Origin of the sequence: Pseudomonas sp. YeP6b (genome assembly GCF_025642995.1) — a bacterium.
Taxonomy (GTDB): domain Bacteria; phylum Pseudomonadota; class Gammaproteobacteria; order Pseudomonadales; family Pseudomonadaceae; genus Aquipseudomonas.
In genome coordinates, this window is sequence record NZ_CP080090.1 from 5,653,615 (window position 1) to 5,676,686 (window position 23,072).

A 23,072-nucleotide genomic window follows, 5' to 3' on the forward strand; every position below is an offset into this window, starting at 1 on the left:
GAGGCCGTGCATTCTAGCGTAAACCGTCGCCAACGGCACCCGAAACGGCACGGCTGGCCGCTGCCGAACGTCAGTTGGCAGGGTTTGCACGGTATCGGGGCGTTTTCCAAGGGTTGGCGCGCAGTTATTTTAACCGTCATAAACCCTCGCCAACCCGCGTTTCTGCGGGCTGCAGCCCAGTTTTGAGGGTGCTAGCAGACAAGTCCCCTGCTGTCGAGATATGGCGCCGTGGGCCGTTTGCGTATACTGCGCAGATGTTCTCCCCTACTGCTTTGCGCCCGCGATGCGCCAAATGGCTTATCGCAACCGGACTCTTCCTGATGCTCAGCGCCTGTGTTGATAAACCCAGCACGCTCGAGCGAATCAAGGAGGATGGCGTATTGCGGGTGATTACCCGGAACAGCCCCGCTACTTATTTCCAGGACCGCAACGGTGAAACCGGTTTCGAATACGAACTGGTCAAGCGCTTTGCCGACGACCTGGGCGTTAAGCTGGAGATCGAGACGGCCGACAACCTCGATGACCTGTTCGGCCAATTGGGTAAACCCAACGGCCCGGTTCTGGCTGCCGCCGGCCTGGTCAGCAGCGAGCAGCGCAAGCAGCAGGTGCGTTTCTCCCATCCTTACCTGGAAGTGACCCCGCAGATCATCTACCGCAATGGCCAGTCCCGGCCTACTGCTCCGGCAGACTTGGTGGGCAAGAAGATCATGGTGCTCAAGGGCAGCATCCACGCCGAGCAATTGGCGGCGCTTAAAAAGCAGAACCCTGCGATTGAATACGAAGAATCCGACGCCGTTGAGGTGGTCGACCTACTGCGCATGGTCGACGAGGGTCAAATCGACCTGACCCTAGTGGACTCCAACGAAGTCGCGATGAACCAGGTGTACTTCCCCAACGTGCGCGTGGCCTTCGACCTCGGCAATGCCAGCAATCAGAGCTGGGCCGTGGCGGCCGGTGACGACAACAGCCTGCTCAACGAGATCAACAGCTACCTGGACAAGGTCGAGAAGAACGGCACCCTGCAGCGCCTTAAAGACCGCTATTACGGGCACGTGGATGTACTCGGTTATGTCGGCGCCTACACCTTTGCCCAGCACTTGCAGCAACGCTTGCCCAAATACGAGAAGGACTTCCGGGCCTACGCCAAGAAAGAAAAAGTCGATTGGCGCCTATTAGCAGCCATCGGCTATCAGGAATCGCTGTGGCAACCGACCGTCACCTCCAAGACCGGCGTGCGCGGCCTGATGATGCTGACCCAGAACACCGCCCAGGCGATGGGCGTGTCCAACCGCCTGGATGCTAAGCAAAGCATCATGGGCGGCGCCAAATACCTGGCCAAGATCAAGGATGAGCTGGACGATAGCATCGCCGAGCCGGATCGCACCTGGTTCGCCCTCGCCGCCTACAACGTCGGCACCGGCCATCTGGAAGACGCACGCACGTTGGCGAAGAAGGATGGCCTGAACCCGAACAAGTGGCTAGACGTTAAGAAGATGTTGCCGCGCCTGTCGCAGAAGCAGTGGTACAGCAAGACCCGTTACGGCTATGCGCGCGGCGGCGAGCCGGTGCACTTTGTGGCGAACATCCGGCGTTACTACGACATCCTCACCTGGGTGACCCAGCCGCAGCTGGAAGGCAACCAGGTGGTCGAAGGCAACTTGCATGTGCCGGGTGTGGATAAGACCAAGCCGCCGGAAGATAACCCGAAGCTGTAGCGCTCTCCCAAACATCACAAAACTAATGTGGGAGCGGGCTTGCTCGCGAAAGCGGTGGGTCAGTCGATACATCTGGTGACTGACACTCCCTCTTCGCGAGCAAGCCCGCTCCCACATATAGATCTGCTCTTGGCTTAGAGACCGGTGATCAAATGAACGACCCCACCGGTCAAGACCATCACACCCGGCACACCCGCCGCCTTGAGTGCCGGTTCATCCAACCGCCCCGCATCCTGCAATTGCACACGCACCCGCGTCAGCGCCACGCGTTGTTGTGACTTGAGGTTATCCGCGCCGCCCAATGCCTTCAGTACATCGGCCGACAACAGACTCGGGGTCGCCGTCACCGCCGTCTCGGCAATCAAGTCCGGGGTCAGGGCTTTCCAGAACGCCCGCTGCAATTTCTCGAACATGCTCAGTGCTCCACAACAGGTGAGGTTTCAACAGTGGCCGCGTGGTACAGGCGCAGGGCCTCGCGTACTTGGGCGGCTTCTTCCAAGCCCAGCACCTGGCGGGCGATGCTCTGGCAGTCGGCCAGGTCCAGCTCACGCACGGTGGCCTTGATGGTCGGGATCAGCGGCACGCTGACCGACAATTCATCCACGCCGAGCCCGATCAACACCGGCACCGCCAGCGCTTCGGACGCCAGCGCACCACACACACCGACCCACTTGCCATGGGCATGCGCGGCCTTGACGGTGGTGGCAATCAGGCGCAGTACCGACGGGTGAAAGCTGTCGGCCTGGCTCGCCAAACGTGGATGGTCACGGTCCATGGCCAGGGTGTATTGGGTCAGGTCATTGGTGCCAATGGAGAAGAAATCCACATGCGGGGCAAAAACGTCGGCCATCAGCGCCGCAGACGGCACCTCGATCATGATCCCCAGCTTTGGCAGTTCCTTGAGCCCCAGCGCCAGCGCTTCCTCCTCAAGAATCTTGCGCGCCAGGTGCAGCTCCGACAACAGGCTGACCATCGGCAACATGATATGCAGCCGCGCGAAACCGGCGCTGGCGAGGATCGCGCGGAACTGTTCGCGCAGCAGCTCCGGGCGCTCCAGGCACAGCCGAATACCGCGCAAGCCGAGGAACGGGTTGGTTTCGCTTTCCATCGGTACATAGGCCAACGGCTTGTCGCCACCGACGTCCAGGGTGCGCACCACCAAATTACGCTCGGTGCCCAGGGCGCGGGCGATGGCGGTGTAAGTGCCGGCCTGCTCCTCGGGGCTGGGTGCGCGGTTGCGGTCCAGGTAGAGGAACTCCGAACGCAACAGGCCGACGCCTTCACCGCCCAAGGCCAGGGATTGCTCGACCTCCTGCAACGACGCGACGTTGGCCGTGACCTCGACGTGATGGCCGTCGCGGGTGGTGGCCGGCAAGGCGGCTTGCGCCACTTCACGCTGACGGCGCTGCATTTGCTGATAGCGGGCAGCCTGCAGTTTTTCGATTTCAGCCAGGTCCGGCACCAGGTGCAGCTCACCTTTGTCGGCGTCGAGCAGGACTTGTTTGCCATTGGCCAGCGTCAGCACGTGCACCGGCACACCGCAAATCGCCGGCAGGCCGAGCGCGCGAGCGAGGATCGCGACATGGCTGGTCGCCCCGCCGCCGACGGTGACAAACCCCAGCACCTTGCGCGTATCCAGGCTGGCGGTTTGCGACGGGGTCAGTTGCTCGGCGATCAGGATGGCCTGCTCGGGTAAATCCCATGCCCGGTCCTGGATACCGAGGATCAGTTTGAGCACGCGCTGGCCCACATCGGCCAAGTCCGCCGCACGTTCGGCGAGCAGTGCATTGCCCAGGCCCTGGAACAAGGTGGCAGTGGTCACCGTGGCCCGGTTCCAGGCAAAAGCAGCACTTTTGCCATTAGCCAACTGGGCATGGGCTTGCTCGAGCAAGGTTGGATCTTCGAGCAGTTCTTGATGGGCGCGAAAAATCTCCGCCTGGGCACTGCCGGCCGCTTTGGCTTGCAAGGCTTGCAGCGCCTCGGCGGCCGCCAACAGGCCACGCGCCAGTGCGGCACGCTCAATCGCCTCGCCACTCCCGGCTTCGGTAATGTTCAGTTCCGGCTCAGCCACTTGCACCACCTGGCCAAACGCCGAACCCGGCGACGCACACACGCCGCGCAACAAGGTGGCCGACGATACCGGCGCGACAGGTTTGACCACTTCACGCGTTTGCGCGATTGTCTCGCCACAGCCCTCGGCCAACAGCGCCACCAGCGCGTTGATTGCCGCTTCGGCATCGTCGCCGGCCGCGCTCACCTGCAAGGAATCGCCCTGCACGGTTTGCAACGCCATGATCGCCACCAAGGATTTTGCGTTGGCGCTCTGGGTTTGCTTGTGCAGGTAAATGCTCGCGCTGAACCCCTTCGCCGCCTGGGCAAACACCGCCGCAGGACGCGCGTGCAAGCCGTTGGCGTTGGGCAAGGTCAGCGGTTTGGAGAACAGTGCATCGCCCTCCTCCTCATCCACTGTTGCAGCAGCTTCGCCAGGTGACACACGCAGCAGCGGCTGGCCCACATCCACCAGAGCACCGTCCGGCGTCAGCAGCGTAAACGGCTCGCCGCTGACCACCAACATCAAGGTCAGCAAACTGCGTGCATTGAGCGCCACGTAGTCAGCATCGAATTCAATCAGCGGCTGCCCGACCTCCACCCGCTGGCCTTCCTTCACCAGCGGCGTGAAGCCCTGGCCCGCCAGGTTTACGGTGTCCAGGCCGATATGCATCAGCACCTGGACGCCGTTGTCGTCGGTAACGCTGACCGCATGACCACTGTCCTGGATACTGCTGATCACCCCGGCCAACGGCGCGCAAAGGGTCTGCGAGGTGGGATCGATGCACAGGCCGTCGCCGATCATGCGACTGGCGAACACCGGGTCGGGCACCTGATCCAGCGCCAGCAGCACACCGGACAGCGGCGCCAGCAGTTCCAGGGGTTGAGTTGTGGTCATGACTTCACCTGCTGTTTTGTTCTGTAAAAATCATAGGGCCAACAACGGTCCAATGTGGGAGCTGGCTTGCCTGCGATAGCATCGCCTCGGTGTCACTGAAAAACCGAGTCGCTCGCATCGCAGGCAAGCCAGCTCCCACAGTGAGTCCGTGTTTATTTCCACCAGTATTCGACCTGCACACCCACGTTCGAGCCATGCCGCGCCGTGCCGTAGGCGCCGGTGTCGGACAACGCCGAGCCCGCCGCCAGTTCATTTGCCGCACGCTTGGCCGCTTCGTTCCAGGTTGCATAGGTGTAGTACAAACGCACTTCCGGCCGTGCCCAGAAATCTGGGCCTTTAGGCGACCAGGTCGGGGCAAAGGTAAATTTGCTCAGCTTGCGCGTACCGCCGGCAGCGTCGACCTGATCATGCCCAAGTTCGGTGACCAGCTTGAACTGTTCGCTGATGGCATACGCCGGGCGCACACCGATGGACATCCAGGTCTGGTCCTGGCTGCCTGGGCGAATGTCTTTCTGGTACACCGCCTCGACCTGCCCGCCGAAACGCGGGGTGATCTGCCAGTCGAAAAACTCCACGGCGCGGTAGCTTTTGCTGCTGTTATCCAGGGCCGTATTACCGGTGTAGCCCAAGCCGGTGCCGGGGCCTTCGCCGTACTGCAAGGCGAATTTGTTTTTACCGCCAAGGAAAGCTTTTTGCACATGCTGCGCCGTGATCGCCCAGCCACTGTTGGCATCACGCCCGCCGGCTTTTTCAATGTAGCTCAAGCCCAACTCGAGCTCACCGCCGGGGCTGGTCTTGAAGCCCGCGACGTTGAAGTCGTGGCGGGTGGCGTATTCCTTCTGGTACAGGTTGTCTTTGCGCGACAGGGCATAGCTGTATTTGAGGTCGCCGATTTTTACGTCCTCGACACCGCCGCCGGTGGCGCTCTGGTTCCAGTAGTAGAAGTCGGAGATATGGATGTCGTTACGTTTGTAGTAACGACGCCCGGCCCACACCGAGCCGCCATTGAGGCTGGGCAGGTTGGACCACTGCGCATACATCTGCGGCATGCGCGCCGAGCCGTTGTCTTCGCCCTGGAATTTCAGGGCACGGTCGTACTTGTTGTACAGCGATGCCATGGCATCGACGCTGAGCACCGAGCCGTCGTCGAGGGTCAGCAGGTCCTGGCGCAATTCAAGTTCGGCGTATTGCTCGCATTCGTTGCCCAAGCGGTATTTGGATTGCGCCCCCGGCAGTTGGAAGCATTGCTGCTTGCCGCTGCCCGTTGAAGTGCCCGCGCCGCTGCGCAAGTAACCAGCAAACTCGAGGGCCTGAGCGGCAAAAGGTGCGCTAAGACATGATGCAATGAGGCCCAGCTTTATTTTTGTTTTCATGAAGCACTCCGGTATTTTTATTATGATTTTTTCAAGCGCCCCCGCACGCTCATACGGGGGTTACAGCGGGCCTCAATCCTTGAGGTGCAGCACAAACGATTCGTAAGGTCGCAACACCACCGTGCGCGTACGCACCGGGCAGTCGGGGTAGTTGCTGATCAGCAGGCGTTGCTCGCTCGTCGCGTCGATGACGCCTTGGGGCAGTTGGATTTCGCAGGGCTTGGCGTAAAAGTTATTCAGCACCAGCAAGCGCTCGCCCTGCCCTTCGCGCACGTACGCCCAAACCTGGAGATGGTCTTGTAGCAACTGGCGATAAACGCCTTCCTGGATCAGCGGCTCAAGGCGACGCAGCGCGATCAGCGCGCGGTAGTGATGCAACACCGAGTCTGGGTCATCCAGTTGGCTCTCGACGTTGATCTGCTGCGCATTCGCCGGGATGCCGATCCACGGTTCACCCGTGCTGAAACCGGCGTTGGCGTTGCTGCTCCATTGCATCGGCGTGCGGCCGTTGTCGCGGGACTTCTGCATGATCGCCGCCATGCTCGACGCCTCGGATTCACCCGCATCACGCTTGAGACGGAAGATGTTCAGGGTCTCGACATCGCGGTACTGTTCGATTCTGTCGAAGCCCGGATTGGTCATGCCCAGCTCTTCGCCCTGGTACACATACGGCGTGCCTTGGAGGAAGTGCAGCGCGGTGGCAAGCATCTTGGCCGAGACCACACGGTGCTCGCCGTCGTCACCAAAACGCGAAACCACCCGCGGCTGGTCGTGGTTACACCAGAACAGCGCGTTCCAGCCGCCACCGGCCTGCATGCCCAGTTGCCAGTCGGAAAAAATTTGCTTGAGTTGCAGGAAATCGAAGTCGGCCTTCACCCACTTTTGCAGGTTCGGGTAATCCACTTTCAGGTGATGAAAGTTGAAGGTCATCGACAGCTCTTTCGACGCCGGATTGGAGTAGCGAATGCAGTGTTCCAGGCTGGTGGACGACATCTCGCCGACGTTGATCAGGTCGTGCCCCTCGAAGACTTCGCGGTGCATTTCCTGCAGGTATTCGTGCACGTTCGGGCCGTCGGTGTAGAAGCGGCGGCCGTCGGTGTTGTCTTCGGGGAAATCGGCGGGTTTGGAAATCAGGTTGATCACGTCCAAGCGGAAACCACCCACGCCTTTGTCGCGCCAGAAGCGCATCAGCTTGAACACTTCGGCGCGCACCTTGGGGTTGTCCCAATTCAGGTCGGCCTGGGTGTGGTCGAACAGGTGCAGGAAGTACTGGCCGGTTTGCGCCTCGTATTCCCAGGCCGAACCGCCGAACTTGGATTCCCAGTTATTCGGCTGGTCGCGCCAGATGTAGAAGTCGCGGTACGGGTTGTCGAGGCTGCTGCGCGCTTGCTGGAACCACTCGTGCTCAATGGAAGTGTGGTTGACCACAATGTCGAGCATCAGCTTGATGCCGCGCTTGGCCGCTTCGCTGATCAGCAGGTCGCAGTCGGCCATGGTGCCGTAGCTGGGGTCGATGGCGTAGTAGTCGCTGATGTCATAGCCGTTGTCGCGTTGCGGCGAGCGCAGGAACGGGGTGATCCACAGGCAATCCACGCCCAGCCACTTGAGGTAATCGAGCTTGTCCACGATGCCCAGCAGGTCACCGGTGGCGTTACCCGCGTGGCTATGGAAGCTTTTAGGGTAGATCTGGTAGATCACCGAGTGTTGCCAGTTTTGCATGGAGACTCCTTCAGCTTGGAATGCGATCAAATGTGGGAGCGGGCTTGCTCGCGAAAGCGGTCGGTCAGGCGACGCGATACCCCGGCCGCACAATTTTCATGCTTAACGCACAGGTCAGAACAAACGGCACCACAATCGCGATGACCATCCCGATGACAAAAACCGGGATGTACTGCGGAAGGATTGAGATAAACGCCGGCAAGCCACCCACGCCGATGGCCGAGGCGGTCACCTTGTTCAGCGACAGGAAAATGCTGCCCAGTGCCGACCCCAACAGGGCGGCGTAGAACGGAAATTTGAAGCGCAGGTTCACGCCAAACATCGCCGGCTCAGTGATGCCGAAGTAGGCGGAAATCGCCGAGGTCGAGGCCATGCTTTTGTCCCGCGCATTGCGGGTCATGTAGAGCACGCCAAGTGCGGCGCTGCCCTGGGCCAAGTTGGACATGACGATCATCGGCCAGATAAAGGTGCCGCCCTGGGTAGAGATGAGCTGCAGGTCCACAGCGAGGAACATATGGTGCATGCCGGTGATCACCAGCGGCGCGTACAGCAGGCCGAAAATCGCACCGCCGACCATGGGTGCCAGGTCAAACAAGGTGACCACGCCTTCGGTAATCAGGATGCCCAGGTGACGAGTGACCGGGCCGATGATCGCCAGTGCCAGCACGCCGGTCACGACGATGGTGGTGATCGGCACCACCAGCAGTTGAATCGCGTTAGGCACGCGGGCCCGCAGCCATTTTTCGATGACGCTCATCACATACGCCGCCATCAGGATCGGCAGGATCTGCCCCTGATAACCGACTTTTTCAATCTTGAACCAGCCGAAAATATCGAAGTACGGCAGGCTCTGGCCGTCGAGGCCGGCCACCGCCTTGCCGTAGTTCCAGGCATTGAGCAGGTCGGGGTGTACCAGCATCAGGCCGAGCACGATGCCGAGGATTTCACTGCCGCCAAACCGCTTGGCCGCCGACCAGCCCACCAGCGCCGGCAGGAACACGAACGAGGTGTTGGCCATCAGGTTGATCAGGCTCCACAGGCCATCCAGGTTCGGATACGCCTCCAGCAGCGTCTTGCCCTCGATGAACATGCCCTGGGCGCCCATCAGGTTGTTTATGCCCATCAGCAGGCCGGCGATGATCAGCGCAGGCAGGATCGGCATGAACACATCGGAAAATACGCGCACCAGACGCTGCATGGCGTTGGTCTTGTCAGCGCCCTTCTTCTTCACGTCAGCGATGGTGGCGGCGGCAAGGCCGGTCTGTTCGCGCAGGGCGGCGTAGACCTTTTCCACCTCGCCTGGGCCGATGACTACCTGGAACAGGCCGCCAGTGAAGAACGAGCCCTTGACCAGGTCGACCTGGTTCAACGCGCTGCTGTTGACCAGACTCGGGTCCTTGAGCGCCAGTCGCAGGCGGGTCACGCAGTGGGCAGCTTGCTCAAGGTTGTCGCGGCCCCCGAGGTTCTCGAGAATCTGGTGGGCAATAGTCGAATAGTCGTGGCTCATGCTTGGTTTCCACTTTAATTTTTTTATTTGGGGGCAGTCATTGGCAGCACGCCGAGGCCAAAAGTACTCGTCTGTACGAGTTAAATCAACAACTCGTCTGTACGAGTAACAAATTGTTTATATTTCTGAATTTTGAGTCAGATATTTCCCTTTCTTCCATGTGGGTCCAATGGACAAACTTCACCTCTGCCACTAAGGTTCCTGCCTTGAACTGCGCAGTCCACCTTCATCAAGTCGGGCATAGAGCCAAACCATGAGCAAATACAACCAGATCTATACGGATCTGCTTGCCAGCATCACCACCGAACGCCTGCAACGCGGCACGCGCCTTCCCTCCGAAACCGAACTGATGGACGCCTACCAAGCCAGCCGTGGCACCGTGCGTCGTGCGATCGAGCAGTTGCAGGAACGCGGGTTTGCGCAAAAAATCCACGGCAAGGGCACCTTTGTGTTGTCGCCCAACCCCATCGAGTTCCAGTTGGGCGGCATCGTTAGCTTCCACGAAACCCATGCCGACCTGGGCGATGACGTACGCACTGAAGTCGTCGATTTCAGCCAATTCCCGCTGGAAGGCTCGCTGCTGCAACACATCGAAGCCGAACCCGGCACCCTGATCACCCGCATCAAACGGGTACGGCGCATCGGCGGCAAACGGGTGATCCTCGACATCAACCACTTCGTCGCCGAGCTGATCCCAGGCCTTGACCGCGACATCGCCGAGCAGTCGATCTACGCGTTTATCGAGCAAACGCTGCAGCTGCACATCAGCTTCGCCCAACGTACCATCGAAGCCCTGCCGCGCAGCAAAGACGACCAGGCACACCTGGACCTCGATGGCCAAAGCCATGTGATCGTGGTGAGCAACCAGACGTTTTTGCAGGATGGGCGGCAGTTCGAGTACACCGAATCACGGCATACGTTGGATAAGTTTTACTTTTCGGACATCGCGCGGCGCTGAGGCGAAAAAGGGCAAACACCGTGAATATCCCCAGCAAGTGGCGCGAACAGTTCCCGCAGGCGCTGATTGAGCAACAAGCCATCGGCGAATCGCGGGCGGACGTGTTTCGCCTGCACCAGCACGATGGTGCGGACCTGTTCCTGAAGGCTGAGCCTGTGGGCGAATTCGGCGAACTTGCGCACGAAATCGAACGCCTTCGGTGGCTCCAGCAGGTTAATTTGCCTGCGCCCGTCGTGCTCGATGCGCTCACAGAAAACCATCACCACTGGCTGCTGATGACCGCCGTCCCAGGGCAGGATCTGGCCAGCGCGAACACGCTGTCAGCCGCCCAAATTGTCGACATTTTGGCGACAGCCCTGCGTACCTTGCACCAGATACCTATTGCGCAATGCCCCTTCGATCACACCCTTGACCAGCGCATCGCGCTCGCTCGGCAGCACCTCAGTGCCGGGCTGGTCGATGAGGCGGATTTCGACGACGAACGACTCGGACGCAGCGCCGAGGATGCGCTCGCCGAACTCTTGTCGACTCAGCCAAACACCCATGATCTGGTGGTGGCCCACGGTGACGCCTGCCTGCCAAATTTCATGGTGCAAGGCGGCCGTTTCAGCGGCTTTATCGACTGCGGGCGCCTGGGCGTCAGCGACCGTTATCAAGACTTGGCGCTGGCGGCGCGTAGCATCGAACGTAATCTTGGACCGGAATGGGTGAAGCCATTTTTCGAGCGTTATGGTGTTGAGCCTGATGAGCAGCGCATGAGGTTTTACTGCTTGCTGGATGAGTTTTTCTGAAATGCGTGGAGCCCAAAATGCAAAGCCCCAGCACATGGCCGGGGGTTGTTATGGCTTCATGGTCTCGCTGCGCGGTCATGCTGGACAGCGATAAAACAATGCTCAACGGCCATGACAATGATGGAGCCGCTCGCAAGCCTTTCTGGAAAGATTCACCCCACGGCATCTCATACTTATCCGAGTCAAAATATGAAGAATAACGCCATGTGCACGAGAAGCCTGTTGCTGAGTTTTTGCGCTGTATTACTGGTTGGCTGCACGGGAAGGGGCTTTCAACCGCCGCCTCCGGAATTTACCAATTGGAAGAAGGCCGGGGTGTCTGAAAAGGGCGTCAAGAACGCTATGACCGCATGCGGCTATACCAACCTCACAGGGACGGGGGACAGAACGCCGATTGACCAGGTACTCACGCAGTTTTATTGCATGAAAGACTCCGGCTTCAAGCGCACAGATAACATTGACCTGTGCAAGGAAGGCCGCATCGGAGAATCACCGGTGTGCGAAGGCCGCCGGTAATCCATTAGGGATTGAGCCATCTGGCACCGCAGGGATGTCGGCGGTAGCAGCGCTGGGCAGTTGCGCCTTCTCGACCGCCAGCATCGGCGAGCCAGGGGAGCCCCAAAAAGCCAAAAGCCCGCAATTACGCGGGCTCCAGGGCATTTCTTGCTAGATCGTGCCGGACAATGCCGGACGTCCAATCATTCCCACTCAATTATCAATAGCCCCGCATAGACCAGTAAATCCAAAGTCGACAAGGCACGAAAAACTTTAAAACCATGAGAAATACCATAGAGGATCAAAATCACCTTTGTGAGCCTGTCCCGCTTGGAAAATGTCTAGGAGACCAGGGGCGATTCAGTGTTAGTCCTGAGGCGTTTGAACGCGCCTCGTTATGAGGCCGGGAAATGTCTACCGGAGTGGGGGTAGTCCAAGCATAGGCCGGGGATGTCTATCGGAGCGGGGGTAGTCCAACCTACGTTGCAGAAATGGGCCAGAGGAGATTTGGCTTACAGGGTGCTAACAACCATCAATCCCCTGGCGACATTTAGCGAAGCTGGTCTACAGCTTCGTTCAGCGAACAGCCTTGAGGTCTTTCTCAAGCTTTTTGATAGCCTCGTAGTCATCTTCGACCTTGCCCAGGTACCAAGCTTCGCAGAGTGCGTCGAACTTGGGCATGAAGTCCTCATCCTCTTCAGCCCTGAGGGCAAGCTCTTCATAGATATTGATGAGGGGCTCAAGCTTATCGGGGTATCTCGACGCCAGAACTCGAACGCGTGTGGACTGGCACCCTGCGTTGTGCAGGCGATCATCAAGTGATTTTGGCATGAGTTTGCCTCCTTCAATAACGGTCAGCGTGGGTCTGATTCTGATTCCTGTGCGTGCAGTAAATTCAGCTAAGTTGCTGGATCTGTAGGTTTGAGAAAGGTTGATGAGCCTGTCGTAATGCTCTCTTTGGACCCTTGGGTAAACCCAGAGATGCCTCATAGCAGCGGCAAAGGCGAAGTAGTTGAGGTTCCATGGGTCGCCTTTGACAAGAGCCTTGAACGAGCTGCCAGCGCAAAATACGCACTGCGCTGCTATGCGCATGTCCATGTATTTCGGCTGTGCTCTCCACTCTTTGGCCTTTGTGACCAATGAGCCAATCCCGTCTTTGAGGTTGATAAATCCTAGGGATATGCCTTCGGCGAAGGCATAGATCTCAACGCCAACTTCAAGGAGCGCGGTGATGAAAATCCGTCGTTTAGCGCCGCCGAAAGCCGCCCCGAAATCGCTTGTCCAGAAAACGCGTTCATTCAGAGTGCCGGTCTCGTAAAGCTTGAGCATAGCTTCGCCAAGCGATGAGCCCTCTGGAATTGGGTTTTTCACCCCTTCCTTGTGGAAAACCTTGTTGAGCAGCTTGGCCCAATCAATGTTTGGCATATATGCATTGAGCAGTTTATAGAGCGGATTGGCCTCACCGAATTTCTCGGGATTGCCTGCTTTTACGCCCTGCTCCCAAAGCCACGACATTATTTCAAGGGGAAGGCTTTGCTTGGTGCCCCGGTCTGCCCTGATGTGGGCGTCGTAGATTTTCTTGGCCGCTTCATAGCTCATTTCTGGATAGAGCTTGATTTTGAATTTGCCGAATCCAACCTCGCCCTTCATCAGCATCTGAATGACGGCCTCTTCATTCATATGATTAAGGATGCGGTGGTTTTTGGGCCTGAGCTTGTGGCCTTGTCTCAGTTCCATCTCTTCATTGAGGGTTCTGTACCAATCCATGGCTGAGTCGGGATCGCCGTCCTCTCCTCCAGGTTCTACACCGGCCTCCTCCATGGCTTTTTTGGCTTCAGCCTCAAGAACAGCCTGCTCCTCAGGCGTTCGCTCGCGGTGTTTCTTCTCCATTTCCTCGCGGAACATGCTGTCCATGATGACATCAACGATGGCAGCAAAAGTGCCAATGATAACGGCATACCCGATGCTCAGGCTGTCAGTTTCGGAGGATGGCAGTCGCATAACCTGCTGCGATGACTTCACGCTTTCGTAGGTGTTGATCAGGTCATCACCACCCAATGTTGCCAGACGCTTTTTGATCTCGGCGTCCATCAGGCTGCCCTTTGCTGTTCGCCGGGAAAGCGTAGCTGCACCACTCTGTTTGCCTGTATGTCGTTCAGGCCGTATGCCTTGAGGAATTCGCGAAGCTCTTCAGCGTTGGTTATGCTTTCATCTGAGGCTCTGGCCACGATGAACTCCATTTTTTCGGTCGTCATCTCGAAGGTCTTTAGCAGAGCCATGAAGTCGGCATTGGCCTTCTCGACATCATCCTTCATTTTCTGTTTTACAGGCCTGTCAGCCCAGCTCTTGGCGACCCATCCTGCTGCCATCGAGAGTCCCGCGATTACGACGCCTCCGATGACTTGAACGACCTTTGACATGATGCTCCCTCAATTCGAATTCCAGCTAGAGGAATCTAGACATCAAAGTGCCACCTGGCAACGACTGCCTCATAAAATCCGGGCAAATCCGAGGAATAGCAAGTCAGGTTACGTCAGCAAAGCTCAAAGTGGACCAGATCGAGGAATCGCTCATCTTTCGACTTGCCGTCCTGGTCCCAGTCGCCGCCCCGGCGCACTGCGATTTCCATGATATCAGTAGCGGCCTGAACGTACCCTACAAGCTTGCGAACGCCAGTTGTTCTCTCCAGTCGATAGGGTATCCGCAGCATTCATCGTCCTTTACACCATCGTTTACGCGTCAATTTCAATCGCGCTTGGCCAAGTCGGCGAAGGCGGGTTGAGCAGCAATCGCCGCAGGCAGATCGATGGCACTACGGGAGCCATGGTGTTGATAGCCGAAGGCTTCATGGCGGCAGCGAGCTAATAAGCTTACTGCGCGTGTCGGCAGCTTCGGTGCTTGGAATTACGCTTGTGAAGTTGGTCGGGAATGAGGCATCAGAGTGCAGGCCTCTCCAGGTGGATAGTAACCATCGCGGTTTATCCACCTGTCTAGTCAGCTAGTCGGATGTGACATGCGCCGACTAACCTACACAATTAGCGCTGCACGAGAATTCTCAACCAGGGTTAGCAGGCAACTCGAATACATGCTCAGCGCCGAACCACGCGGTGATCTGAGCAAGCGCTGCCTGGCTCAGCAGTTGAGTGAAAAGCAGAGCCAAACGGACCTTTGGTCGAGAGCACGCAACGTAGAAGAGATTCCGATTGCTTTCGAATTTTTCACGCCTGTTCGCCGGTGGCCCCGGCTGAAACCACTCGAGCATTTCAGCGAAATTATATTGGTTCCAGCCGCGCCCCAACACAACGATCACGTTTTCGAATTCGGCTCCCTTGACCCCGTGTTTTGTGGCAAACGGCGTATGCCCATCAATGAATTGGTCTAGCGCGATCAGCTCTGTGTAAGATACTGCCCTGAGCTTTCGAAGCTGGGTAATCCTGCGTGGCTCGTCCTCACCTGGTTCAACACCGGCGGCCTGTAACCCTTGCTCATTCCGTAGCACAGCATTGGGGAGCTGCATCTGCGGCACGGCTATGATGTAGTCAATCACCTCGCCGATGGTACCGGTCAACCTCAGTTCGAGGAGTGCATCCATTGCCTCAGCCCAAGCGACTTTATCGCTGTGCCTTCGAATCGTTGGCCGATCGCTTGCCAGGTGCCCGAACATCGCACCGTATCGGCGCTGTTGGTATGCGACACACGCTGGCTCAAGCTGATCTGCCAAATACTTGATGTGAGGATCTTCCTTCTTCAGCCACGGATCATTGTACTGCCCATAAATTTCACGGATCGAGGAGTACCCCTGCTCACGAGCAATGCCTTTGTGATTCAGGATGAGGATTTTGGTCGTTTTCGGAGAGAAATCCCATCCTTCCACGCTGAGCTGAGCTTTCAAGTATTCGAAGTAGGCACTAGCAGCCTCAGGACTGGTGTCGCCAGTCCAGTGTCCTCCCCCGCTTCCTGTCCGTCGCTCTCCAGGCCAGAGGTTGGTGTGGAACACTCGGGCTTCACCGATCAAGTTAGGATCGCTCACTTCCTGGTGCAGGCCTGGCCGCATCTCATTCAGCACATCGACAATCCGCGATGCTGAGCGGAAATTCGCATTTTTTTCGATCGGCTGAAGGGCGTCATGCACGACTAGGCCGCAGCCCCCGTCGTAGATTTTTTGCCAATGGTCACCAAATAGGCCAACCATCGGTCCCTCACCGCGATCTAGAAACCACGACTTCAGTGCACCGACAAAATGTTCATCCGTGTCCTGATATTCGTCGACAAACAGGATCGGGTATCGGGAAGTCAATACGGCCCTGAACTTCGGAGACGGAAGCGCCTGAACCATCAATGTCAGGACATCTTCGTGCCGAATCGAGACCTCGTCCTCCGATACGCGTGGAATACCCATTTCGTAATGGATGCGCCTGTTACCTACGCCACCCACCGGCTCAAAACGCTCTCGCCAAAAAGCTTCAGCGCCAAGAAATCCTCTCAGTGATGTTTGAAAATCTCTGAGCAACGACCAGCAAAAGCCATGGACGGTCTCGGCTCGGATTGCAGGATGCGCTTGGAAGCGAGAGATGATCTCGTCTTTCGCCACATTGGTGTAAGTGATACAAGCGACTTGCTGACGCTCCCGGATCAACGCAGGACCTCGGTGTTCAATCAATCGACTGAGCGCCTTCTCTAGCGAATAGGTCTTACCAGCCCCAGCACCTGCTTCCAGGCGAAAGCTTAGACCTTCATCCAAACAAGCGAACATGCGTTCCAGCGCTTCTCGCCCTGTTCTGTCCGCGGGACTTTCGTGATTGTCAGGCATCGCCTTGCTCTCCTTCAGCAGCCACTGCCTCACCAACAACCTCTACAACTGCGGCCATGGCCCGAGCAGCCATTTGGGCATCAACGACCGGCGCCCCAACTGCTAGCCAACGCAACCCTTCAGCAATGTATCTAGGCACGTTCCAGTTCGTATCATCGATCGCGTACTTCAACGCAAAAGCTGATTTTTTCTGGTCCGCCGCATGCTCGTAAGCTTGGGATGCGACATCGCCCTGCCCAAGCTGAAATCGATCAAGGTTCGCCAGGATGAACGCGTCCTCAAAGCTTCTGCCTGAAGGCCCGGGTTCGTTCCCCTCCGGAATTTGGTAAGCGATGCGCCTCAACCCTATGGTCTTCTCTGCTGGCGTTTTCGCCAGCAGTTGGGCAGGAGTGACTTCGGCCTCAAACCAGTCTTTGAGGCACGCATTGCTCGTAAACAGACCCTCTGAAACGAGACAAGCTTTCCGCTTTCTTTCTGCATTCGGTTTGACGGAGTCGATGTCGGTAACGATCAGCGTGCGCAGTTCCAAGAAGGTGAGTAGATCATGAAACCGGTGTGCATACGCGCCGCCAACCTCCATAACCGTCAAGTACTGACTAGCCAACTGAGGTTCACCCACCGCAGCCGCGTCAGTTTTGGCGATCATGGTTGGTAGCAGCAATCGCTCTGAAGTCCCCTCGATCAAGATGGCTTTATCTGCAAAGAACAGGTCGCATCGAGTGAGCGTCAGGTACTGATAGAGAAAATCTCTGTCCGGTGCAGGAGCCTGGCCCATGCCCTGCCTCAGGTCTTTGATCTTGGACTGCCGAATCCCGTTTTCACCGCTCACAGAGAGAAAGTAACGCATGGTTTCGAAGCGCGCTTCGTTGGCCATGTGTGGAGAGTGGGTGGAAATTACAAACTGCACTGGCCACCGACGGCTGCCATTCAGCTGCTGCTCGAACGCGCCCTTGATCATGTGCAATTGTCGGATGAAGACCTCCTGCATTTGCGGATGCAAGTGGGCTTCAGGCTCTTCGATGAAGATGAGGTGTACGCTTGCGGCTGCCGGCGTAGCTTGAAACTCTCTGAAGAATTTCAGTAATTGCAGAAGGATGTACACCAGGTTACGGACGCCGAGTCCGTTGTAGCTTTCCGGGAGTGTCAGGCCGTTTACCCCCCTGTATCTGACCTGCGTGTGGTCTTTAAGCAGGCGCTCGACATCGAAGGTCGTCACAGTGGTGAGGCCTGGGTCTTCTAGCCCTGGGTAGCCGAAAAGCTCGAACGTAGGGAGCAGCGAAGTCAGTCCAGCGTTGAAACCGTCATGCAGCTCCTTTTGAATTTTCTCCACCGCTCCATGGAGCTGCTCCGCCGTAGTTCGTTTCTCGGGATCTGTGGGGTCAGTCAATGCCGATTGGAACAGCACCTCCACCACCTTCCCAAGGACATCGCGCTCTCGGTGTGTATCGTCATCCAGGCCCCGTTGCGCATTGATGAATCCGCCGCGGATCAACGTGGTGAGTGATTTTAGGTCGAGGTCCTTGCGGTTCGTAGGATCATTGGGGTCAACCGCTTCCAAACGGGGCTCGTAGGCCCCCGCCAAACGCTTCTTTATCAGGCTGAAGAAGCTAGGACGTTGATCCTCCTGCACAGTGTCGGGGGCATTCGTTTCTGCGAAAAGCGACTCAAGGCCTGTCGCCCGCGGTCCATACGTCAAGACGATGCGCGCGCAAGAGCAATCTGGATCTAGGTCTACTATGCATTCGCTGAGCTGCCCCAGGTCTGGGGCATCCACGTCATAGGAGATGTCCAATGTGACCCTGACAACGGGAAGCATGGCAGCAACGTCGGCGCGAGCTATTCCGCCGTGAAACGCAGTGAATGCCGTCCAAAACTCTTCGTGACTCCCCAGGGAGAAATCCTCAAGCCTGAAAGAGGGAGTCCGGTCTGAAAGGAGCCGGCGGAACACCTCAGCTATGGAGGTTTTGCCGCAATTGTTGCGCCCGACGATCAGTGTTGTGCCGTCTTCTAGGCCAAGACTGACGTTCTGAAGCAGTCTGAAATTTTGAATCTTAACGCGCTCGATCCGCATGATGTTCCTACCGTGTAATCGTATGGCCATCACTGTAGATGCTGAATTGAAGTAGTCAATACAGGGACAATTCCCCTAAAAGCACCCGCTGTATGCGACCGGCAGGTTTGGATGGTGAGCGGCCCTTCACGAATGGCAGGAATTTGCCGTTAGCTGCCTCTCCAGGATGGCCAACTCATCCGCGGTACCATCCCGAACAAACTCGGCTAGCAGCTCCGCCGCATAAAACGGATCTGCCTGGAAAAGCTCACTGGTCGCAAAGTTATTGGTTAGTTGCCTATTAGCTAACTCCGGCACCGTTTAAAATTCTGGAAAAATACGCTGGGGTTGATGCGACTATGCTTTGAATCGCGCTAGGGTTATTTTTTTTTGCGTCTTCAAATTGATCACCCTGAAAACCATCCTCTAAAAGCGCATCGCGTATAGCCTGTGCTAGGAAGCGGTCCGCAAAGCCTGCTCCATAGGTGCTGAGAGCCAGGATATCCGGCAGGCCGGTCTTTAGGCTCTTTTGAAAGTGTGCGAACGACTCTCCCTCGTCTCCCGAAAGCTCTTGTGGAGTAAAGAGGAATTGCGCAATTGCCGCTAGGATGAGTGCACAGTCAAATGCCAAAGCGCTCTCGAGGAAATCAAGAATGTCATCGTCACTAACCTTTTGCTTTCGGCTACCGGCCTGCTTCTTGACCTGCATGCTTGTAGCTTGTTTAAAAATCTCCCCATAGCTCTTTCCTCGCATCCACGAGATTGCAAGCTCGTAACCGGCAGTCGCGGGTTCAACAGTTCGAAAAAACCGATTGTCGCAGAGCTCGATCAGAAGCGGCCAAACGCCAGCGAGCCAACTCTCGTTTGAGTCCAGAGCGAGCAAATAATTACGGTGCTGACCAACCCAGGATTCGATTCTCTTAGCATGCTTTGCTCCGAGTAACGTCTTCCCGAACACAGCTTGTTTCGCTGGGGATTTTTCGATCGACTCAACGCGCCGTGCGACTAGCCTGAAATACTCCTCTAACCTGCTAGCCTCATCTGGTGTGGCGAGTGAGTAAGCCAGTGTTTCCAATGCAAGTTCACCAGCTCTTTGCTCAAATTCGTTAGCATCAGCAGTGCCGCAGTTTGCCATCAAGTAGCTTTCAAGCGTATAAGTCATCTTTTTACGCTCTACTAATGACTTTCGCAGCCCCCTCGCTAGTTCGACTTTCTTTGGCAACGTAAGCCGTGGTACTTGGCTGGCAAGCTCAAGCGCCCATCCCTCCCAGCTGGTTTCATCATCAATAAGGGTTAGTAAATTACCTGCCGAAAATTGCCACTCTAAAGTTCGGGACAAAGAAAATGGCTTTAGTAACAGTAGCAAAGAGCTGGTAATTCCTTCGGCCCGATCGGGTGATAGCAATTCCACCGCATTTTGAAACTTCCAGGACTCCCGAAAGCTGCGTCTGTTGTCGTGCACTGTCGAGTCGGCAAAAATGATAACACCTTCAGTATGCATGCCTGCACGCCCTGCGCGGCCTATTAGATTCTGAAAGTCCCGAACTTTTACTCGTCCCGCGCCTTGATTAACCCCTTGTACTATAAGGTAGCGGATTGGGAGATTGACACCTTGAGCAAGGGTCGACGTACAAGCAATGAAACTAATTAGCCCCTTTTGCATTCCATGCTCCAAAGCAAGCCGAATGCCATGGGGAGTATTGCTGTGATGTGTGTAGATACCAAGAGTAGCGGCTTTTGAAGGTAGAGATTCGCTACCGAAATTACCGTCGATCATACTCTTTAAGGCCAAAACTTCGTTTGGATCGGCGTAGTTCGCGGGCCAGTTAGTATTGTAGCCCGCATCAGCAAGCTGAACGGCACGTTTCGCTATTCCGTTTGCAACCAACTTAGTACCACAAAAAATCGCGACCGCACCGTTGTTTACTACGCGCAACCCTAAATACAACGAAACGTCGCTCGACTTTTGTCTTGCAGGAAATTTTGAGTCTACCGGTTTAAGTCCCGTAAGATCAGCAGCCTCAATAACTCTCGGTACGAAGTAGTCTTGCTGGGAATAGCCGTTTTCATAGAACATCAGTTGTCCTAACGACTCAGTCCAGCTGGCAAAAGCAACTGATCGACTAGTAGGTAGCAAAGATGCCCCGTCTACCACCTGCCCTTCCGCAGGCCCCATCAACCAACTGGCTATTGCCTGTGGGTTCTGCATTACAGCGGAAATGAGTACCGTCTGCGCACTTTCTGGCAAAAGCCCCTTGATTTCAGTTAACAATAGCTCATATGTAATGCCTCTGCCCCCGGTATCGAATTGATGACCCTCATCATAGATTACAAGTCCGAGATACTTTACCGCCTGTGGGGATTGACGAAGAACATAGAGAAATTTTTCTGGTGTAAGAACCAACACATAAGACGTTGAGGGAGGAACACTCCCCAAAAGTTCAGCAACCTGCTCAACAAAGTCGATTTGCAATGCGTCCGATAACTCATTTACCTTTACATCCTCCCCCCAAAGATCTTGTCCCAGAGATACAGCAATCTCATGGCAAAGTGCTCGAAAAGGAGCAACAACAACTGCAAGCTTGGTACGCCCGGACATAAAAGCACTACGTAAAATTATTTCTATCGCCCGAGTCTTCCCCGCACTGGTTGGCATCTGCACTAGGCCAGAGGCGCCTTTAAATAGTCCACTTTCCCCTAGCAGGAGTTGAGAGGGCCAAAGCTCTTTAGGAAAAGTGCTTTTTTGTATTACCGGAGTCCATTGTTCAGCGGGCAATCCTGAATAGGCAGGTAGTTTTACCCAGGCAGACGCGGCAAGCCTCATTCGGCAAATGGATAAAGCGATATCCGAATATAAAAGCTCTTCGGGTGAGCCGAGCGTATAGGCAGCGCTCCGAAGCTGCTTCAATAGCAAGCCAATCTCTTCAAGCTTCGTACCGTTTGAAAAATGATAAGCAATAGCACGCGAGATCGACGTCAGCAGTGAGCCGTAGCGTTCACAATCTAAGGTCCAGTAGGTGCTCCAGTTCGCCCTAAGCAGCCATTGAAGAAGCTGCTCCAAACGATTGTCACCTTCCTGCGGTACAATTCTTCGCGCAAGAACCAAACTACTCCCCGGCCGTCGAGCTAAATAATAGGCCGCCGAAGCTAATAGTAGAGTCGTTCTTTCAAGGCCCCGAGCGAACTTGGAATCAAGAACCGCGTCGAAAAAGCTGGCACAAAAATTTAGTTCTGACTGTAGATCAACAGGAAGCGGCGCGAGAGGATATTCACTTTCAGCAAGAAATCCAGCGACGTCGCCAAGCGTACCTATAGTTAGAAGAAATAGCTGTAAGGGATCGGTACCTTGGGGAACCTTTAGATGCTGCGTTTCATCAAGTCCAAATTCATACATTTTACCTTTTGATCGAGTAATACCAAAAAGGCGCCTACTATTATTCCCGGCTTTCACTTACAAGCCCTCTCGTACAGTTCATGAACCAGCTTCATTAAGAGTTTTGCGCGGACAACCATCAAACCCAGATTATTTTGGTTAGAATGGCTATCGGCTGCTGTCTTCGCGAGTTCCTCTTGCTCAAAAGCCGACTCGGATAGTACCGCAACTGCCCCCGAGAAGTAAGTGTACGGATTGTCAGCTATATTCTGAAAACGCGCGACTCTATTAACTTCAAGACTCTTACCTTCGCGCAAAAGCCTCCGCTTAGTTGCGTTGAGCGTGAACCCTTGCCTCAGGTACAAGTCCTTAGAGCCGTCATCTACCGCACTCTGTAACTGACCACCATATTTTGTACCTGAAAGGGATGCCTTCACCTCAAATGCAAGAAGAGCATCGCTGATAGCCGCTGATGAGGGATCAAGTTGGTGAAAACCCAGTATATCAACACCTTTTACTGACTCGTCTTTACTCGCCTTGTCAGAATATTTTCCTCTAGGCACCCAGTATCCGAGCATGAACTCTAAGTAATCGGAGATAAGAAATTCCGCGAAGTCGCCCGAGCGAATAGACGGCCCAGGAGCCTTTGTCTTGTGAGGAAAAACATGCTCATTGAGATACTGGTCTATAGTCATCCCGGTACCTTCCATGAGCAGAGGAAGCTCTTCGTCAGAACAGTATTGCCGACGAAAATGAAGAGCCCATTTGTCTAGGATCTCCTCGTCCAAAGGAACCTCGAATTCCCATACCTCTATTTTTCGCCCTTCGGTCGTCGCCAAACCTATTGAGCTTAATTTAAAACCGGTCAAATGCTCTGGCAGCATCACTTTTCCTTCTGGAGCATTGGTTATTAACTGGAAAAGCTCACATTCCAGAAATAGCAATGCATTTAACTTCCTAGTTAAACGCAACAGGCTTCAGTACCTGAAGCGAAGTGCGGTGCAGTCAAGGCTCCGCGCACAGCCCGCGAGATTCCGGATCAGGCGAGACTCAAGCTGCCCCCCCTTTCAGTGCTTTTGGACGTCTTTTTAGTCATGACTCGGCTCGTAAACAAGGCGTCTGCCATGCCTATGGTGGCACTATTTTTTTGGATTGCACAATCCAAAGACAACATGTAAGACCGCAACACCTTACGATTGCTACGGTTTGCACAACATTCAGCCAGCCAGTTGGGTAATTGAGTGCTGACGCGGCCGAATGGAGAAATTGCCCACCCTATAAGCGGTATTCGATGACTCGTCGTAAGCCTTTGAAATAAAAGCCTTACCTCAATT

17 protein-coding genes are annotated in these 23,072 nt (G+C 55.9%); 5 read left to right on the forward strand and 12 right to left on the reverse strand.

What is annotated here, in order from left to right:
* The first annotated feature begins 254 nt into the window (after positions 1–254).
* Positions 255–1,715, forward strand: coding sequence for a membrane-bound lytic murein transglycosylase MltF (gene mltF / locus KZH41_RS25520; RefSeq protein ID WP_094949453.1), 1,461 nt, complete (start codon positions 255–257; stop codon positions 1,713–1,715).
* Between the two features lie 134 nt (positions 1,716–1,849).
* Here the strand turns inward: mltF and KZH41_RS25525 are convergent, their stop codons facing one another.
* The 5 genes from KZH41_RS25525 to treP form a co-directional block, all read right to left on the reverse strand.
* Positions 1,850–2,128 carry a PTS transporter subunit EIIB gene (locus tag KZH41_RS25525; protein WP_242152378.1) on the reverse strand — a complete coding sequence of 93 codons (279 nt, stop codon included), beginning with the start codon at positions 2,126–2,128 and terminating at the stop codon, positions 1,850–1,852.
* Positions 2,129–2,130: 2 nt separating this feature from the next.
* Positions 2,131–4,662, reverse strand: a complete 2,532-nt coding sequence (gene ptsP, locus KZH41_RS25530) for a phosphoenolpyruvate--protein phosphotransferase (RefSeq protein ID WP_094949451.1) — start codon at positions 4,660–4,662, stop codon at positions 2,131–2,133.
* A 152-nt stretch (positions 4,663–4,814) separates the two neighbouring features.
* Positions 4,815–6,035: a maltoporin gene (locus KZH41_RS25535; protein WP_263273934.1), complete on the reverse strand. Its 1,221-nt coding sequence runs from the start codon at positions 6,033–6,035 to the stop codon at positions 4,815–4,817.
* Positions 6,036–6,107: 72 nt separating this feature from the next.
* Positions 6,108–7,754: an alpha,alpha-phosphotrehalase gene (gene treC, locus KZH41_RS25540; protein ID WP_094949449.1), complete on the reverse strand. Its 1,647-nt coding sequence runs from the start codon at positions 7,752–7,754 to the stop codon at positions 6,108–6,110.
* 64 nt (positions 7,755–7,818) lie between these two features.
* Entirely contained in the window at positions 7,819–9,261 is a 1,443-nt protein-coding gene (gene treP / locus KZH41_RS25545; RefSeq protein ID WP_263273935.1) for a PTS system trehalose-specific EIIBC component, read from the reverse strand.
* Between the two features lie 253 nt (positions 9,262–9,514).
* Between treP and treR the strand changes: the two genes are divergently transcribed.
* From treR to KZH41_RS25565, 4 genes are read left to right on the forward strand one after another with little or no spacing between them, the layout of a single operon-like run.
* Positions 9,515–10,219: a trehalose operon repressor gene (gene treR / locus KZH41_RS25550; protein ID WP_094949447.1), complete on the forward strand. Its 705-nt coding sequence runs from the start codon at positions 9,515–9,517 to the stop codon at positions 10,217–10,219.
* Complete coding sequence (locus KZH41_RS25555; RefSeq protein WP_406991130.1) at positions 10,216–11,010, forward strand: APH(3')-II family aminoglycoside O-phosphotransferase; 795 nt, start codon at positions 10,216–10,218, stop codon at positions 11,008–11,010. The genes treR and KZH41_RS25555 overlap by 4 nt, the downstream gene beginning before the upstream one ends.
* Positions 11,011–11,027: 17 nt before the next feature.
* Positions 11,028–11,210: a hypothetical protein gene (locus KZH41_RS25560; protein ID WP_263273937.1), complete on the forward strand. Its 183-nt coding sequence runs from the start codon at positions 11,028–11,030 to the stop codon at positions 11,208–11,210.
* Between the two features lie 4 nt (positions 11,211–11,214).
* Positions 11,215–11,526 carry a hypothetical protein gene (locus KZH41_RS25565; protein WP_094949460.1) on the forward strand — a complete coding sequence of 104 codons (312 nt, stop codon included), beginning with the start codon at positions 11,215–11,217 and terminating at the stop codon, positions 11,524–11,526.
* Positions 11,527–12,081: 555 nt separating this feature from the next.
* On the opposite strand, the gene KZH41_RS25570 is transcribed toward KZH41_RS25565, so the two are convergent.
* The 7 genes from KZH41_RS25570 to KZH41_RS25600 all read right to left on the reverse strand — a co-directional run bounded on the left by KZH41_RS25570 (position 12,082) and on the right by KZH41_RS25600 (position 22,682).
* A complete protein-coding gene (locus KZH41_RS25570; protein WP_263273938.1) occupies positions 12,082–13,596 on the reverse strand; it encodes a hypothetical protein in 1,515 nt (504 codons plus the stop codon).
* The gene (locus tag KZH41_RS25575; RefSeq protein WP_122576269.1) at positions 13,596–13,925 is read right to left on the reverse strand and encodes a hypothetical protein; all 330 of its coding nucleotides are present in this window, start codon (positions 13,923–13,925) and stop codon (positions 13,596–13,598) included. Before KZH41_RS25575 ends, KZH41_RS25570 begins: the two co-directional genes overlap by 1 nt.
* A 113-nt stretch (positions 13,926–14,038) precedes the next feature.
* The gene (locus tag KZH41_RS25580) at positions 14,039–14,215 is read right to left on the reverse strand and encodes a hypothetical protein (protein ID WP_263273939.1); all 177 of its coding nucleotides are present in this window, start codon (positions 14,213–14,215) and stop codon (positions 14,039–14,041) included.
* Between the two features lie 345 nt (positions 14,216–14,560).
* Positions 14,561–16,315 carry a UvrD-helicase domain-containing protein gene (locus KZH41_RS25585; protein ID WP_263273940.1) on the reverse strand — a complete coding sequence of 585 codons (1,755 nt, stop codon included), beginning with the start codon at positions 16,313–16,315 and terminating at the stop codon, positions 14,561–14,563.
* On the reverse strand, positions 16,308–18,386 hold the full coding sequence (locus tag KZH41_RS25590; RefSeq protein WP_263273941.1) for an ATP-dependent nuclease: 2,079 nt from the start codon (positions 18,384–18,386) through the stop codon (positions 16,308–16,310). Before KZH41_RS25590 ends, KZH41_RS25585 begins: the two co-directional genes overlap by 8 nt.
* A 280-nt stretch (positions 18,387–18,666) precedes the next feature.
* Complete coding sequence (locus tag KZH41_RS25595; protein WP_263273942.1) at positions 18,667–21,816, reverse strand: DEAD/DEAH box helicase; 3,150 nt, start codon at positions 21,814–21,816, stop codon at positions 18,667–18,669.
* On the reverse strand, positions 21,813–22,682 hold the full coding sequence (locus KZH41_RS25600; RefSeq protein WP_263273943.1) for a hypothetical protein: 870 nt from the start codon (positions 22,680–22,682) through the stop codon (positions 21,813–21,815). Before KZH41_RS25600 ends, KZH41_RS25595 begins: the two co-directional genes overlap by 4 nt.
* Positions 22,683–23,072: the final 390 nt, after the last annotated feature.

What these genes read in the sequence shown, in the direction of transcription:
- mltF (WP_094949453.1), top strand. Translation starts at nt 255, where the DNA reads ATGTTCTCCCCTACTGCTTTGCGCCCGCGATGCGCCAAATGGCTTATC.
- KZH41_RS25525 (WP_242152378.1), bottom strand. Translation starts at nt 2,128, where the DNA reads ATGTTCGAGAAATTGCAGCGGGCGTTCTGGAAAGCCCTGACCCCGGAC.
- ptsP (WP_094949451.1), bottom strand. Translation starts at nt 4,662, where the DNA reads ATGACCACAACTCAACCCCTGGAACTGCTGGCGCCGCTGTCCGGTGTG.
- KZH41_RS25535 (WP_263273934.1), bottom strand. Translation starts at nt 6,035, where the DNA reads ATGAAAACAAAAATAAAGCTGGGCCTCATTGCATCATGTCTTAGCGCA.
- treC (WP_094949449.1), bottom strand. Translation starts at nt 7,754, where the DNA reads ATGCAAAACTGGCAACACTCGGTGATCTACCAGATCTACCCTAAAAGC.
- treP (WP_263273935.1), bottom strand. Translation starts at nt 9,261, where the DNA reads ATGAGCCACGACTATTCGACTATTGCCCACCAGATTCTCGAGAACCTC.
- treR (WP_094949447.1), top strand. Translation starts at nt 9,515, where the DNA reads ATGAGCAAATACAACCAGATCTATACGGATCTGCTTGCCAGCATCACC.
- KZH41_RS25560 (WP_263273937.1), top strand. Translation starts at nt 11,028, where the DNA reads ATGCAAAGCCCCAGCACATGGCCGGGGGTTGTTATGGCTTCATGGTCT.
- KZH41_RS25565 (WP_094949460.1), top strand. Translation starts at nt 11,215, where the DNA reads ATGTGCACGAGAAGCCTGTTGCTGAGTTTTTGCGCTGTATTACTGGTT.
- KZH41_RS25570 (WP_263273938.1), bottom strand. Translation starts at nt 13,596, where the DNA reads ATGGACGCCGAGATCAAAAAGCGTCTGGCAACATTGGGTGGTGATGAC.
- KZH41_RS25575 (WP_122576269.1), bottom strand. Translation starts at nt 13,925, where the DNA reads ATGTCAAAGGTCGTTCAAGTCATCGGAGGCGTCGTAATCGCGGGACTC.
- KZH41_RS25580 (WP_263273939.1), bottom strand. Translation starts at nt 14,215, where the DNA reads ATGCTGCGGATACCCTATCGACTGGAGAGAACAACTGGCGTTCGCAAG.
- KZH41_RS25585 (WP_263273940.1), bottom strand. Translation starts at nt 16,315, where the DNA reads ATGCCTGACAATCACGAAAGTCCCGCGGACAGAACAGGGCGAGAAGCG.
- KZH41_RS25590 (WP_263273941.1), bottom strand. Translation starts at nt 18,386, where the DNA reads ATGCGGATCGAGCGCGTTAAGATTCAAAATTTCAGACTGCTTCAGAAC.